The following is a 14,853-nucleotide window of genomic DNA, read 5'->3' as shown; positions in this document are numbered from 1 at the left end:
GATCCGATCATGGCAACCATCAGGGAGAAGCAGGGCGCGGCGCACACCCGCATCATGGGTGTCGGCAGCTACGTCCCGAGCCGCGTCGTCACCAACGACGAGGTGATCACCTGGATCGACTCCTCCGACGAGTGGATCCGGACGCGCTCGGGCATCACCGAGCGCCGCTGGGCCACGCCGGAGGAGACCGTGCTGGAGATGTCGGTCGAGGCGGCCGGCAAGGCGCTGGCCGCCGCCGGGATCGCCGGCGACCAGCTCGGCGCGATCATCGTCTCCACGGTCTCGCACTTCCACCAGACCCCGGCGCTGGCCTGCCTGGTCGCCGACCGGCTGGGCACCAACGGCGCGGCGTACGACATCTCCGCCGGCTGCGCGGGCTTCTCCTACGGCGTGGCTCAGGCCTCGGACATGGTCAAGGCCGGCAGCGCCGAGTACGTGCTGGTGATCGGCGTGGAGCGGCTCTCGGACCTGACCGACATCCACGACCGCGGCACCGCCTTCATCTTCGGCGACGGCGCGGGCGCGGTGGTGATAGGCCCCTCCGACACCCCCGGGATCGGCCCGGTGGTGTGGGGCTCGGAGGGCGACAAGTACGGCACCATCACCCAGACCTTCCCCTGGAACGAGGTTCCGGAGGAGGGCGAGGACGGCGGTGCGGTGCGCGGCCCGTTCCTGCAGATGGAGGGCCAGGCGGTCTTCCGCTGGGCCTCGTACCAGATGGCCGAGGTCTCGCTGAAGGCGCTGGCCGAGGCCGGCATCACCTCCGGCGACCTGGACGCGTTCATCCCGCACCAGGCCAACATGCGCATCACCGACCGGCTGGTGAAGGTCCTGGACCTGCCCGAGCACGTGCCGGTCGCGCGGACCATCGCCGAGTACGGCAACAACTCCGCGGCCACCATCCCGATGGCCATGGACCGCATGCTCTCCGAGGGCAGCGCACCGCACGGCGGGCTGGCTCTGCTCATCGGCTTCGGGGCGGGTCTGGTGTACGCGGCGCAGGTCGTTACGCTCCCCTAGCTGTTAGCCGTTAGATTCACCCCGGGCCCGCGCTTCCCGCGGATCCGGGATCCACCCAACAGAGAAAACCAACGAAGGAGCGCCACACAATGGCTCTGACCCAGGATGAGATCCTCGCGGACCTCGCCGAAATCGTCGAAGAAGTCGCGGGCGTGGACAAGGCCGACGTCCAGCTGGACAAGTCCTTCACCGGCGACCTGGACGTCGACTCGCTGACCATGGTCGAGGTCGTCGTGGCCGCCGAGGAGAAGTTCGGCGTGAAGATCCCGGACGACGCGGTCAAGGACCTGTCCACGGTCGGCGACGCGGTCGGCTACATCCAGAAGAACCAGGCCTGAGCCGACCGGCTAGACCTGTTGTGACGCAGGACCCGCACTACGGCCGTCCGGCCGGCAGAACCCGTAGAACTTCCAGATAGAAGGTAAGGCTCGTGACTGCTCGCAAGTCTGTCGTCGTCACCGGTGTCGGTGCGACCACGCCGCTCGGCGGAGACGCCGCCTCGTTCTGGGACGGGCTGCTGGCCGGACGCTCCGGGGTGCGCAACCTGACCGAGGAGTGGGCCGAGCAGCTGCCGGTCCGGTTCGCCGCGCGCGTCGCGGTGGAGCCGTCGGCGCACCTGAAGCCGGTCGAGATGCGCCGGCTGGACCGCTCGGCGCAGTTCGCCGTGATCGCGGCCCGCGAGGCCTGGAAGGACGCGGGCTTCGAGGGCAAGTCCGCCGAGCCGAACCGCCTGGGCGTGATGGTCGGCTCCGGCATCGGCGGCGTCACCACGCTGCTGAGCGCCTACGACGATCTGCTCGCCAAGGGCCCGCGCTCGGTCGGCCCGCGCACCGTCCCCATGCTCATGCCGAACTCCCCGGCGGCCTACGTCGGCCTGGAGTTCGACGCCCGCGCCGGCGTGCACGCGCCGGTGTCGGCCTGCGCCACCGGCGCCGAGGCCGTCGGCCACGCCATCGAGATGATCCGCTCCGGCCGCGCCGACGTGGTACTGGCCGGCGGCACCGAGGCGGCCATCCACCCGCTGCCGATCGCGGCCTTCGCCAACATGATGGCGATGTCCAAGCGCAACGACGACCCGCAGCACGCCTCCCGGCCCTTCGACGTCAGCCGCGACGGCTTCGTGCTCGGCGAGGGCTGCGGCATCCTGGTCCTGGAGTCGGCCGAGCACGCCGCCGCGCGCGGCGCCCGGGTCTACGCCGAGGCCGCCGGCGTCGGCTTCTCCGCGGACTCCCACGACATCGCCCAGCCCGAGCCGGACGGCCGCGGCGTCGCCGAGGCGCTGGCCTTCGCGCTGGAGGACGCCGACCTGTCGGCGAGCGACGTCAGGCACCTGAACGCGCACGCCACCAGCACCCCGCGCGGCGACCTCGCCGAGATCATGGCCTTCCGCAAGATCCTGGGCTCGGCCGCCGAGGACGTCGCGGTCTCGGCCACCAAGTCGATGCACGGGCACCTGCTCGGCGGCACCGGCGCGATCGAGTCGGTGGCCACCGTGCTGGCCCTGTACCACCGCCAGGCCCCGCCGACGATCAACATCGAGACCCTGGACCCCGAGGTCACCCTGGACATCGTCCGCGACAAGCCGCGGGCGCTGCCCGAGGGCCAGATCGCGGCGCTCAACGACTCCTTCGGATTCGGCGGGCACAACGTGGTCGTGGCCTTCCGGTCCGTCTGAGAACCGAGGGCACAGCGATGTCATTGACCGAAACAACGGCGGCGCCGGCGATCCCGGCGCCGGCCAAGCCCGCGCGCGAGGACGACCCGCGCAACCCGGTCAAGCGCCTGGAGCGGCTCTTCGACGCCGGCACCACCGAGCTGCTGACCCCGGTCGACGACTCCGGCTTCCTGGCCGCCGCCGGCCTGATCGACGGCGTTCGCACCGTGGCCTACGCCTCGGACGCCACCATCCAGGCCGGCGCCATGGGCGCCACCGGCTGCCAGGTGATCCTGACCGCCTACGAGCACGCCCTGGCCGACGGCTGCCCGATCGTCGCGCTCTTCCACTCCTCCGGCGCCCGCCTGCAGGAGGGCGTGGCCTCGCTGCACGCGGTGGGCCTGGTCTTCGCGGCCATGACCCGCGCCAGCGGCAAGATCCCGCAGATCTCCGTGGTCCTGGGCCCGGCGGCCGGCGGCGCGGCCTACGGCCCGGCGCTGACCGACATCGTGATCCTGGGCCCGGCCGGCCGCATCTTCGTCACCGGCCCGGACGTGGTCCGCTCGGTCACCGGCGAGGACGTGGACGCGCTGCGCCTGGGCGGCCCGGAGCCGCACGGCCGGCGCTCCGGCGTGGTGCACGTGGTCTGCGACACCGACGACACGGCGTACTCCAACGCCCGCAAGCTGGCCGCGCTGCTGGGCGACCAGGGCACGCTGGACGTCCCCTCGGTCGAGGACCGCGACCTGGCGCACCTGCTCCCGGCCTCCCCGAAGCGCGCCTACGACGTCCACCCGCTGGTGAACGCGGTGTTCGACAAGGCCGGCGTGGAGCTGCACCCGAAGTGGGCCCCGAACGTGGTGACGGCCCTGGGCCGCTTCGGCGGCCGCACGGTCGGCGTCGTCGCGAACAACCCGCTGCGCCTCGGCGGCTGCCTGGACTCCTCCTCGGCGGAGAAGGCGGCCCGCTTCGTCCGCATGTGCGACGCCTTCGGCGTCCCGCTGATCGTCCTGGTGGACGTCCCCGGCTACCTGCCCGGCGTCGGCCAGGAATGGGACGGCGTGGTCCGCCGCGGCGCGAAGCTCCTGCACGCCTTCGCCGAATGCGTGGTCCCGCGCGTCACCCTGGTGACCCGCAAGACCTACGGCGGCGCCTACATCGCGATGAACTCCCGAGCCCTGGGCGCCACGAAGGTCTTCGCCTGGCCGACCGCCGAAGTCGCGGTCATGGGCGCGGTGGCGGCGGTCCGCATCATCCACCGCCGCAAACTCGCGGAGGTCTCCGAGGACATCCGCCCGCAACTGGAGCAGGAACTCGCGGCCGAGCACGAGAAGGTCTCCGGCGGCCTCCAGCGCGCGATCGAGATCGGCGTGGTCGACGAGGTCGTGGAGCCGGCGCTGTCGCGCAGCGCCATCGCGGCGGCGATCGCCGCGGCGCCCGGCGGGATCGGCGGGGGTGCGCTGGTGCGCGGGCAGCACGGGAACATTCCGCTGTAGCTCTTCATCGAATCAGCCCCCGGCGTGGTGCTCCGGCACCGGTCGGGGGCTGATTCGCCTCTCGCGAAGATCAGCCTCAGCCCACGCAGGGACCGTCTTCCTTCACCGGGAACGACGTCAGATGCTCCAGCAGCGCGTCGAGCTCGCACGTCGCCAAGCAGATCCCCTGGTCCCCGCTGCCGTAGTACAAATGCACCGTCCCGTCGATCACCAGCGCGCCGGACGGGAACGTCACCCGGTTCACCACGCCCGTCAGCTCTGCCTCGGTCTGCGGGGTCAGCAGGGGTGCGGGCGTGCGCGCGATGACTCGCCAGGGCTCGGCCAGGTCCAGCAGCGCGACGCTGATCTGCCACTCCGGCTCCTCCTCGCTGTCGGAGTTGCAGTAGAAGAACAGCCAGCCGGCGTCGGTGCGGATCGGCGGGGCGCCGAGTTCCGGGCCGCGGCGGACCCGCTTCTTCGCCAGCTCCGCGCGGTCGCCGGGGATCAGGACCGCGGTGTCGTCGTAGTTGTCGATCGCGGCGGCCACGTGGCCCGGCGGCGGGTTCTTGACCGCGTCCAGGTCGTCGAAGACGGTGTGGATGATCGCCGCGCCGGGCGTGTCGGAGCACCAGGTGAAGAACCAGAGGTACTTGCCGTCGACCGGCTCGGGGAACAGCGTCGCGGCCTTCGACGGCGCTCCGTGCGGACCGACGACGCCGTGCTTGGTGACGGTGTCGGCGCGCAGGTCCGGCGTCGTCGCCAACGCGATGCGCACCTTGATGTCCGGCGGCGTGCCCTCGACGGCGGTGTAGTAGATGTAGTACTCGCCGTCGAGGTACACCACGCGCGGGTCCTCGCAGCCCAGACCGTGCTCGTAGGGCTGGTCCGGGGCGATCAGCGGCTCGGGGCGCCGGACGAAGTGCACGCCGTCGGTGCTGTCCGCGATCCCGATCGAGGACACGTACTGCCCCGCGGTGCTGAACTCGACCCCGTTGGTCGCGCGGTACAGCATGTGGACGACGCCGTCCGCGCCCCGCACGACCGTGCCGTTGAGTACCGAGCCGGCCTCCCACGGCTGGTCGGGGTTGCGACGCAGGATCGGGTTCGCGGGATGACGCTTCATCAACATGCAGTCATCCTGCCGTAGAAGCTAGCCCTCAAGCAGGACCCTGCCATAGTTCGCCATCGACCGGTTATAACGCGGCAGGTGCTTGGCCAGCGCGACCAGCACCAGCGACAGCCCCTCACGCTCTCGGCCCAGCGTGGCCAGGCACAGCGCGATCGTGCAGTCCAGCGCGTGGGACAGGTGGTCCTCCCCGCCGGTCTCCTTCTCCTTCAGCAGCGTCGCCAGCGCGTCCTCGACGCGGCCGACGTTCCGCAGCGAGCTGGACATCTGGATCACGGCCCGCCGCCGGTTCTCCCCGGTCAGGCCCCCGATCTCCAGCGCCTGCGCGTACAGCGGCACGGCGAGGTCGGAGTGGCCCCAGCTGTCGCGGGCACTCCCGCGGTGGAAGATGCCGTCGGCGTCGCCCTCGGGCAGCTCGGCGGCGAGCGCGTCGACCTGCGCGATGAACGCCTCCTCCGAGTAGTCGTCGATGGTCGCGAACAGCGCGGCGACCTGGCGGTTGACGTCGGCCTTCAGGGCGGCGGTCATGATCGTTCTCCGTTTCGTCAAAGCGTTCCGCGGTGCGAGGAAGATCGTGCCGGAGCACTGGGATCAGGGATACTCTTTCGGCCACCACCGAAAGACCCCAGAAGCACCCCGGAAGACTTACCGCCCGCCGACAGCCCGAGGGAAGGAGCCAGATGGCCATCAGTCTCGGCTTCGGCCCCGCCGACCTGGCCCGATGCCGGTTCGCCGTGTCGCCGGCCTTCGAGACGCTGTCCGCCATCCGCGACGCGACCGGCTCGCAAGGCCCCGGCGCGCACGGCCGCTGGCTGGAGAGCGTGCGCCCGGCCCTGCTAGGCCTGGGACTGGACCCGATCGTCCTGCTGCAGCCCCGCCGCGGCTACACCCCGGACTTCCTCGCCCCGCCCCCGACCGCCCCGGTCGGCGACTTCGACGCCGAGCTCACCCGGATCGCCGCCACGCCCGAGCCCGTGGTGCGCCGCGAGATCGAGCTGGCGCTCCGCTACACCCCCGGCGCCCGCGACACCCCGAGCGGCCGGCTGCTGCTCGGCGCCCCCGCCGAGGTCCTCAGCCTGCTGACGCAGCTGATCCGCGGCGCCTGGGAGACCCTGGTCGCCCCGCACTGGCCGCGGATCCGGGCGCTGCTGGAGGCCGACGTCGCCCACCAGTCCCGCCGCCTGGCCGAAGGCGGCCTGGACGGCCTGTTCACCGACCTGCACCCGACCGTGCACTGGACCGGCGACACCCTGATCCGCGACCCCGGCGGCGACGAGCACCACGACCTCGACGGCCGGGGCCTGATCCTGATGCCGAGCGTGTTCAAGTGGGACGAGGTCGTGGTCATCACCGACGCGCCCTGGCAGCCGACGCTCGTCTACCCGGCGCGCGGCCTGGGCAACGCCTTCGAGCCGCGCCGCGGCACCTCCGCCGCCGCCCTGACCAAGCTCGTCGGCCGCACCCGCGCGCACCTGTTGACCGGGCTGGACGAGCCGACCTCGACCAGCCGCCTGGCCCACCGGCACGCGTTGGCGCTCGGGACCGTCTCGGAACACCTCACGGTCCTGCGGGAGGCCGGTATGGTCGTCGGGGAGCGGCACCGGCACGAGATCCGGTACCGGCGGACCGAGCTCGGCGACCGGGTCGTGCGGGGGCGTTAGCCCCTTCAGCACCGAGCATCAGGCTTCGATCGCCAAGACCTGATCCCCGATCACCACCCACCGGCCGCCAACTCCCGCGTCACCTCCAAGAACGCCTCCAACGCCGGCGCGACCTCACCCCCGCCCCACACCAGCCCGATCCGCCACCGTGCCGCCTCATGATCGATCGGCACCCACCGGATCCGCTCCGGCGCCATCACCACCGGTGCCCGCGCCGACACCAGCGCCACCCCGACCCCGGCCGCGACCAGCGCCATCACCGTCTGCAGATCGTTCGCGCGCTGCAATACCCGCGGCTTGATCCCCTCAGCGGCCAGGTAGCGCTGCACCTGGTCGACGAACCCCGGCCCTCTGGTCTGCACCAGCGCCACCATCCCGTGCCGGCGGATCAGCTCCCGCACTCCGGGCGCGGTGTCGACGTTCCCGGGGACGGCCAGCGTCAGCTGGTCGACGCCGAGTTCGAGCACGGACAAGTCCGGGTCCACCGGCAGCCGCGCGAACCCGGCGTCCAACTGTCCCCGCCGCAGCCGCTCCAGCTGCACCGCCGAGGCCATGTCGTCGAGCGTGACGCCGACGTCGGGGTGCCGCCGCCGGAACTCGGCGACCGCCCGCGGCGCGAAGTCGATCGTCGACAGCCCGAACGCCAGCGCCAGCCGCCCCGCACCGCCGGCCGTCAGCCGTTTGGCCCGCAGCTCGAAGCCGTCGAGCCGGTCCAGGGCGTCCCGGGCATCCGGCAGCAGGGTGCGGCCGAGAGGGGTCAGGCTGGCACCGAGCCGTCCGCGCCGGAACACCGCCCCGCCGAGCCGCGCCTCCAGCGCCTGGATCTGCTTGGTCAGCGCCGGCTGCGTCACGGCCAGGGCCTTCGCCGCGGCGCCGAACGTGCCGTGGTCGGCGACCGCGACGAATGCCCGCACCAGCCGGTCTTCCATTCCTCCAGCTTATCGAAAGCCTCGCGACATTCATTGGACTCATCGAAGGCAGCGGAGCTTGCATGGACGCATGATGCTTCGCGCCGCGACAGTCCAGTTCGAGCCGAGCCCCGGCGCCAAGGAGGACAACCTGGCCCGGGTCGAGCACTTCGCCCGCGCCGCCGCGGCCGACGGCGTGCAGCTCGTCGCGTTCCCGGAGATGTGCCTGCTCGGCTACTGGCACCTGACCAAGCGCGACGCCGCCTATCTGCACGACGTCGCCGAGCCCGACGACGGCCCGAGCATCGCCCGGATCAGCGCCCTGGCCGCGGAGCTGCGCCTCGGCATCGGGTTCGGCCTGCTCACCGAGCGCGACGGCTGGCTGTTCAACGCCTACGCCGTCTGCCTGCCCGACGGCACCGTGCACATCCACCGCAAGGTGCACGCCTTCGAACACGAGGCGATCTCCTCCGGCAGCCGCTACACGGTGTTCGACACGCCGTGGGGCGTCCGGGTCGGGGTCCTGATCTGCTACGACAACAACCTCGTCGAGAACGTCCGCGCCACCGCGCTGCTCGGCGCCGAGGTGCTGCTGGCCCCGCACCAGACCGGCGGCACGAACTCGGTGAGCCCGCACGGCATGAAGCCGATCCCGATGAGCGTCTGGGAGAACCGCCACGCCGACCCGGCCGCCGTCCAGGACGCCTTCCGCGGCCCGAACGGCCGGGAGTGGCTGCTGCGCTGGCTGCCGTCCCGGGCCCACGACAACGGCCTGTTCGTGCTCTTCAGCAACGGCGTGGGCCGGGACGACGACGAGGTCCGCACCGGCAACGCGATGATCATCGACCCCTACGGCCGGATCCTCGCCGAGTCCGCGGCCGCGGCCGACGACCTGGTCGCCGCCGACCTCGACCTGGACCTGGTCCCGACCGCCACCGGCCGGCGCTGGCTGCGGGCCCGGCGGCCGGAGCTGTACCGGCCGCTGACGGCGAAGTACGGCGACGAGGTGGACGCGCGGACGGCTCGGTTCAGCTGATCATGCCTCTTTTCCGCCGATCCGATCATCACCTCGGCTCAGAAACCGGTCGGCGAAGACCACCCGTGGGAGTGAACGGCGCCATGATCCGGCGTCCGGAGCACCGCCCGGCGGGCATCACCCGACCTGATGCAACCACCGCACCGGCGCCCCCTCACCCGCGTACCGGAACGGCTCCAGCTCGTCGTCCCAGGGCTTGCCGAGCAGCGCCTCGACCTCGCGCTCCAACGTGGACTCGCCACGATGGGCCCGGCCCAGGGCGGCGCGCAGCCGGTCCTCGGCGATGACGATGTCACCGTGCATGCCGGTGGCGGCCCGGTAGACGCCGAGCGTGGGCGTGGAGGAGAAGCGCTCCCCCTCGGTCCCGTCCGACGGGTCCTCGGTGGCCTCGAAGCGCAGCTGCTGCCAGCCCCGCAGCTGCGAGGTGATGCTCGCGGCGGTCCCGGCCTGCCCGCGCCAGGACAGCTCGGCCCGCCACGTGTGCGGTTCGGCGGGCTGGTGCGTCCAGTCCAGACTGACGCGCACGCCGAGTACGCTCGCCACCGCCCACTCGATGTGCGGGCAGAGCGCGCGTGGAGCGGAGTGGATGTAGAGGACTCCGCTTGTCACTGTCTTGTTTGCCGACTGTGCCGTCATCGGGACCTCCTGGCTGTGCTGCGGCGAGGTTCGCCTTCCCCAGCGGCCTTGCCCGCACCACAACTCGTGGAGCCCCATGTCAGCGGCCTTTATTCTGCCGCACGCTCGGGGCGCGGCACCAGTTGTCTTAGTGCTCTTGCACTCTAAGCTGCCCAGCGGCCCGCGCACAGGCCGCCAATTGGGTGATCTCCAAACGGATCAGAACCCACCAGACCCTCTGAGTCCTTAGATATGATCACTGATATGAGCAGACCGTCGTATACGCGACGGATCGGTTCGGGGTTTTCCCCATACCTGCGCCGAACTACCGGAACGCCGACTCCGCCTCTCGCCCCCCCACTGCCCTGTCGGCCACTCACTCGCCGGCCGTTCACTCGCCGGCCGTCAGCCCCCGGACGATCACGTCCACCGTCCGCTCCAGCGCGAAGTCCTGCTCCTCGGCCGACAGGTGCCGCTGCAACGGCCCGTCGACCAGCAGCAGCGCGAACCCGTGCACCATCGACCAGGCCGCGATGTCGGCCCCGGGACGGCGTTCGGCGGCCATCCGGCCGGTCGCGACCAGCGCGTCGAGCAGCGCCCCCAGCCCCCGGAACGCTTCGGTCTCGTTGTACGGCTCGCCGCCGTACTCGTGGCCGGGCACGGTGTTCGTGCGGCAGAAGGCGGTCATGAACAGCCCGGACTGCTCGACCGCGAAGTCGATGTAGGCGTGCGCCACCGCGCGCAGCCGGGCCACCGCGACGTCGCCGGGGTCGCCGTCGACCGGGACCCGCGCCACAGCGGCCGCCATCGCCTCGGCGAGCACCTCCAGCGCGCTGCGCTTCACCTCGTCCAGCAGCGCCTCAGCATCAGAGAAATGCCGGTAAGCCGCGGTCGCCGACACCCCGACCCGCCGCGCCACCTCGCGCAGCACCACCGCGTCCGGCCCGCCGGTCCGCGCCAGCTCCACCGCCGACTCCATCATGGCGTTGCGCAGGTCGCCGTGGTGGTAGCGGGTCCGGGGGGTGGTCTTCGACGTGGTCACCTGTTCATCGTGCCTCATGTTGACACCGTTAACAATGATCGGCATGCTCGATGTTAACGGCGTCAACTTGACGCGACGCCCGACCCGGAGGGGGTCTGTAACACCATGCTCGGAAGAATCGGCAGACTCGCGGTAGGGCGGCCCAAAGCCGTCCTGACGGCAGCATCGATACTGCTGGTGGCCATGGCCGTGGTCGGCATCGGCGCGTTCGGCGTGCTGAAGTCCGGCGGCTTCGACGACACCAGCTCCCAGTCCTGGCGGTCCCAGCAGGCGATCAACGCCCAGTTCGGCGGCCAGCCGAACCTGGTCCTGGTGGTCGGCGCCCGCACCGGCGACGTCGACAGCGGCGCCGCGGCGCAGGCCGGTCAGACCCTGACCCAGGAACTGTCCGCGGACCACGGCGTGAGCAACGTCGTGTCCTACTTCGCCAACCACAGCCCGGGCCTGCGCTCCACGGACGGCCGCGACGCGATGGTCCTGGTCCGCGTCCTGGGCGACGACAACCAGGTCGGCAAGACCACGAACCGCCTGCTCGGCGACTACGTCAAGGACAACGCGGCGGTGACGGTCCAGGCCGGCGGCGACGCGGCGGTGAACCACAACGTCACCGACCAGGTCACCAAGGACCTGGCGGTCGCGGAGTCGATCGCCGTCCCGCTGACCCTGATCCTGCTGGTCCTGGCCTTCGGCAGCCTGGTGGCGGCGCTGCTGCCGCTGGCGATCGGCCTGGTCGCGATCCTGGGCACCTTCGCCGAGTTGGCGATCCTGGGCCGCATCACCGACGTCTCGGTCTTCGCGATCAACATCACCACCGCCCTCGGCCTGGGCCTGGGCATCGACTACGCCCTCCTGATGGTCGCCCGCTACCGCGAGTACCTGTCGCACGGCACGAGCGTCCAGGACGCGGTGCTGGGGACGATGCGCACGGCCGGCCGCACGATCGCCTTCTCGGCGCTGACGGTCGCCGCCGCCCTGGCCGCGCTGCTGGTGTTCCCGTTCTACTTCCTGCGCTCGTTCGCCTACGCCGGCATCGGCGTGGTCGCGATCGCGGCGGCCAGCGCCCTGATCATCATGCCGGCACTGCTGGCGGCGCTCGGCACCCGCGTCAACGCCGGCCGACTGCCCTGGGCACGGGGTGCGCAGCAGGGCTCGGCGGCGCCGGCGTGGGGCCGCCTGGCCTCGCTCGTGATGAAGCGGCCGGCCCTGATGGCGCTGCCGGTGGTCGCGGTGCTGGCCTTCCTGGCCTCGCCACTCCTGGGTGCGTCCTTCGGCACCCCCGACGAGACAGTGCTGCCGACGAGTGCCCCGGCGCGCCAGGCCGCCGACGCCCTGCACAACGACTTCCAGGGCAACCAGGCGACGGCGGTCCAGGTGGTCACGACGGGACCGGCCGACACAGCCTCGGTGGGAACGTACGCGGCGAAGCTCTCGACACTGCCGGGCGCGGTGCGCGTGGACAGCAGCGCGGGCTCGTACGCCCACGGCGCGGCGCAGGGCATGAACCCCTCCGACGCGGGCATGGGGACGAAGTCCGCCCAGGAACTGACGGTGTTCACGTCCGCGGAAAGCCACTCGGCCGCGGCGGAGCAGCTGGTGCGGGACGCCCGCGCGGTCCCGGGCCCGGCGGGCACGTCGACGCTGATCGGCGGCGAGACGGCGCGGCTGATCGACTCCGAGCACGGGATCACGGCGCGGCTGCCGTACGCGATCGGGTGGGTGGTACTGACGACGTTCATCGTGCTGTTCCTGTTCACGGGCAGCGTCACGCAGCCGCTGCGCGCACTGGTGCTGAATACCCTGGGGCTGTCGGCATCGATCGGCACAATGGTGTGGATCTTCCAGCAGGGACACCTGTCCGGCCTACTGGGCTTCACGGCCCGGCCGATGGACACGGCGATGACAGTACTGTTGTTCTGCATCGCGTTCGGGCTCTCGATGGACTACGAGGTCTTCGTCACGAGCCGCATCAAGGAACTCCACACGCAGGGCGCGGACCTGCGCCACTCGGTGAGTGAGGGACTGGCACGCACCGGCCGCATCGTCTCGACAGCGGCAGGGCTGCTGGCGGTGAGCTTCTTCGCCTTCGGAACCGCGTCGGTGAGCTTCCTGCAGTTCTTCGGCCTGGGCTGCGGCGTGGCGATTCTGATCGACGCCGTGCTAATCCGCGGCATCCTGGTCCCCGCCGCCATGCGCGTCCTGGGACGCAGCGCCTGGTGGGCGCCGGGACCGCTGCGGTGGGTGCACGAGCGGTTCGGGCTCAGCGAGGACGCGGGTGACGGCGCCGGAAGCGGCGGAGCCGAAGGCCGACCGGTCGAACTGGTCGGGACTTCGCGGAACGAGGCGTAGGGCGTTGCTGAGGCTATAGCCGCCGCTCAGGGCCCGAGCATGCAAAGCCCCAGTGTGTAGGGCCCCGCCCTACCAAGGGGGCTGACCACCTCAAATAAGGAGCGCGCGCCACCGGATCCAGTTCAGGATCGGTGGCGCGCGCTCCGCCGTCAATGCTCGGGGACTGAATCCGCGGCGAAGTTGGGCCGAACGTGGGCGTGGTTCACCAACACCGTCAGCCGCGCACCGCCGCTGCGACGCTGGCCCCGACTCAGACCTCCCGCCCGCGCCGCCCTCAGCCGCAGCCGCAGCCGCAGCCGCAGCCGCAACACTCCGGCCCCAAGCCAGCCGCGCGCACCAGTCGCGGCGCGCCGCGCCTCAAGCCCCAGCCAGCACCCCCAGCCAGCGCTCAGCCCAGCGCCGCCAAACGCCCCGCCCCGCCCCTCACCCCGCCCGCACCACATTCGCCAGCTCCTCCCCCGCCGCGAACCGCCGCAGCTGCGCGTCGATCATCCGCAGCGCCCGCGGCAGGAACGCCGTCGAAGCGCCGCCGACGTGCGGCGTGATCAGGACGTTCGGCGTGTGCCACAGCGGGTGGTCCGCGGGCAGGGGCTCCGGGTCCGTGACGTCCATCGCCGCGCGCAGGCGGCCCGAGGCGCACTCCGCCATCAGCGCCTCGGTGCGCACCACGACGCCGCGCGCCACGTTCACCAGCAGTGCGCCGTCCTTCATCCGGGCCAGGAAGCGCGCGTCGACCATCCCACGGGTCTCGTCCGTCGCCGGCACCATCACGATCACGACGTCCGCCTGCGGCAGCAGGGCGTCGATCTCCGTGAAGGGGTGCACGCCCTCGCGCGCCGTCCGCGCGACGCGCAGCACGTCGACCTCGAAGCCGGCCAGGCGGCGCTCGATCGCGGAGCCGATGGAGCCGTAGCCGAGGATCAGCACCGTCTTGTCGGCCAGCGCGTCGTCGACCGCGTCGATGTCGACCGCGTACGTCGGCCGCCACTCGCCGCGCTCTGCCTGCCGCACGTACCGCGGGATCCCCCGCAGCGCCGACAGCGTCAGCGTCACCGCCAGCTCCGCCGTCGAGGCGTCGTGCAGCCCGCGGGCGTTGCACAGCGTCACGCCCTCGGGCACATGCGGTAGCACGTTCTCGTACCCGGCCGTCAGCGTCTGCGCCACCTTCAACCGCGGCATCCGCCCCATGAACTCGGGATGCGCGTTGACGAACATGTACGGCAGCACGAAGAACTCGACCTCGTCGATCGACTCCGGCACCCCGCCGGGCGCATCGAGGTCCCGGCCGGTGAACACGTCGGCCACCAGCCCCTCGGGCACCTCCTTCGCCGACTGTCCGTACGGCACCCATACCCGGCGTGAGCTTGTCTGCGGCATGGAACGCACTCTACCGACCGCGCCGCCGCCGCTAGGGTGACGCCATGACGATCACACCGGACACCAAGAACTGGACCTGGGTCCTCCAGCGCCCCTGCCCGGAGTGCGGCTTCGCGGCCGGCGCCGTCGCCCGCGAGGAGATCCCGGCCCTGCTGCGTGCCAACGCCGAAGGCTGGCGCACCTACTTCGCCGACAACGGCGCCGAGCATGTCCGCACGCGCTCGGAGCCGACCAAGTGGTCGCCGCTGGAGTACGCCTGCCACGTCCGCGACTGCAACCAGGTCTACCTGCGCCGCGTCGAGTTGATGGTCGAGCAGGACGATCCGCAGTACGCGAACTGGGACCAGGACGCCACGGCGGTGGACGACAAGTACGGCGAACAGGACCCTGACACGGTCATCGCAGCACTCGTAGACAGCACCGACGTGATCGCCGCGAAGTTCGAATCAGTGTCCGAAGACGAGTGGGAACGCACCGGCCACCGCAGCGACGGCTCCGACTTCACCATCGAGTCGCTGGCCCGCTACTTCGTCCACGACCCGATCCACCACCTGTGGGACGTGACCGGCCGCCGCCACGAAGGCTGAAACGAG

Annotated in this window: 14 protein-coding genes; 8 read left to right on the top strand and 6 right to left on the bottom strand. The window is 71.5% G+C overall.

Going from position 1 to position 14,853, the window contains the following annotated elements:
• Positions 1-9: 9 nt before the first annotated feature.
• The 4 genes from ABH935_RS24655 to ABH935_RS24640 all read left to right on the top strand — a co-directional run bounded on the left by ABH935_RS24655 (position 10) and on the right by ABH935_RS24640 (position 4,170).
• Positions 10-1,020 carry a ketoacyl-ACP synthase III gene (locus ABH935_RS24655; RefSeq protein WP_370380280.1) on the top strand — a complete coding sequence of 337 codons (1,011 nt, stop codon included), beginning with the start codon at positions 10-12 and terminating at the stop codon, positions 1,018-1,020.
• A gap of 89 nt (positions 1,021-1,109) precedes the next feature.
• The gene (locus ABH935_RS24650; RefSeq protein ID WP_370380279.1) at positions 1,110-1,358 is read left to right on the top strand and encodes an acyl carrier protein; all 249 of its coding nucleotides are present in this window, start codon (positions 1,110-1,112) and stop codon (positions 1,356-1,358) included.
• A 92-nt stretch (positions 1,359-1,450) separates the two neighbouring features.
• A complete protein-coding gene (gene fabF, locus ABH935_RS24645) occupies positions 1,451-2,695 on the top strand; it encodes a beta-ketoacyl-ACP synthase II (RefSeq protein WP_370380278.1) in 1,245 nt (414 codons plus the stop codon).
• Between the two features lie 17 nt (positions 2,696-2,712).
• Positions 2,713-4,170 (top strand): acyl-CoA carboxylase subunit beta, encoded by a 1,458-nt coding sequence (locus ABH935_RS24640; protein ID WP_370380277.1) that lies wholly within the window; start codon positions 2,713-2,715, stop codon positions 4,168-4,170.
• Positions 4,171-4,246: 76 nt separating this feature from the next.
• Here ABH935_RS24640 and ABH935_RS24635 read toward each other — a convergent pair whose 3' ends face one another.
• Entirely contained in the window at positions 4,247-5,278 is a 1,032-nt protein-coding gene (locus ABH935_RS24635) for a hypothetical protein (RefSeq protein WP_370380276.1), read from the bottom strand.
• A gap of 21 nt (positions 5,279-5,299) precedes the next feature.
• Positions 5,300-5,803 (bottom strand): tetratricopeptide repeat protein, encoded by a 504-nt coding sequence (locus ABH935_RS24630; RefSeq protein ID WP_370380275.1) that lies wholly within the window; start codon positions 5,801-5,803, stop codon positions 5,300-5,302.
• Between the two features lie 152 nt (positions 5,804-5,955).
• On the opposite strand from ABH935_RS24630, the gene ABH935_RS24625 reads away from it, so the two are divergent.
• Positions 5,956-6,936, top strand: coding sequence for a DUF5937 family protein (locus ABH935_RS24625; protein WP_370380274.1), 981 nt, complete (start codon positions 5,956-5,958; stop codon positions 6,934-6,936).
• A 50-nt stretch (positions 6,937-6,986) separates the two neighbouring features.
• Here the strand turns inward: ABH935_RS24625 and ABH935_RS24620 are convergent, their stop codons facing one another.
• Positions 6,987-7,865: a LysR family transcriptional regulator gene (locus ABH935_RS24620; RefSeq protein ID WP_370380273.1), complete on the bottom strand. Its 879-nt coding sequence runs from the start codon at positions 7,863-7,865 to the stop codon at positions 6,987-6,989.
• Positions 7,866-7,938: 73 nt separating this feature from the next.
• Between ABH935_RS24620 and ABH935_RS24615 the strand changes: the two genes are divergently transcribed.
• On the top strand, positions 7,939-8,880 hold the full coding sequence (locus ABH935_RS24615) for a nitrilase family protein (protein ID WP_370380327.1): 942 nt from the start codon (positions 7,939-7,941) through the stop codon (positions 8,878-8,880).
• A gap of 117 nt (positions 8,881-8,997) precedes the next feature.
• On the opposite strand, the gene ABH935_RS24610 is transcribed toward ABH935_RS24615, so the two are convergent.
• Both ABH935_RS24610 and ABH935_RS24605 read right to left on the bottom strand, forming a co-directional pair.
• Positions 8,998-9,516, bottom strand: a complete 519-nt coding sequence (locus ABH935_RS24610) for a DUF3145 domain-containing protein (protein ID WP_370380272.1) — start codon at positions 9,514-9,516, stop codon at positions 8,998-9,000.
• A gap of 370 nt (positions 9,517-9,886) precedes the next feature.
• Positions 9,887-10,555, bottom strand: a complete 669-nt coding sequence (locus ABH935_RS24605) for a TetR/AcrR family transcriptional regulator (protein WP_370380271.1) — start codon at positions 10,553-10,555, stop codon at positions 9,887-9,889.
• A gap of 87 nt (positions 10,556-10,642) precedes the next feature.
• Between ABH935_RS24605 and ABH935_RS24600 the strand changes: the two genes are divergently transcribed.
• Positions 10,643-12,883, top strand: a complete 2,241-nt coding sequence (locus ABH935_RS24600) for an MMPL family transporter (RefSeq protein WP_370380270.1) — start codon at positions 10,643-10,645, stop codon at positions 12,881-12,883.
• A 423-nt stretch (positions 12,884-13,306) separates the two neighbouring features.
• On the opposite strand, the gene ABH935_RS24595 is transcribed toward ABH935_RS24600, so the two are convergent.
• Positions 13,307-14,260 (bottom strand): 2-hydroxyacid dehydrogenase, encoded by a 954-nt coding sequence (locus ABH935_RS24595; RefSeq protein WP_370380269.1) that lies wholly within the window; start codon positions 14,258-14,260, stop codon positions 13,307-13,309.
• Positions 14,261-14,304: 44 nt separating this feature from the next.
• Between ABH935_RS24595 and ABH935_RS24590 the strand changes: the two genes are divergently transcribed.
• A complete protein-coding gene (locus ABH935_RS24590; RefSeq protein ID WP_370380268.1) occupies positions 14,305-14,847 on the top strand; it encodes a DinB family protein in 543 nt (180 codons plus the stop codon).
• Positions 14,848-14,853: the final 6 nt, after the last annotated feature.

This window comes from Catenulispora sp. GAS73, from assembly GCF_041262085.1.
Lineage (GTDB): Bacteria > Actinomycetota > Actinomycetes > Streptomycetales > Catenulisporaceae > Catenulispora.
This window is presented reverse-complemented; position numbering and strand designations above follow the sequence as displayed.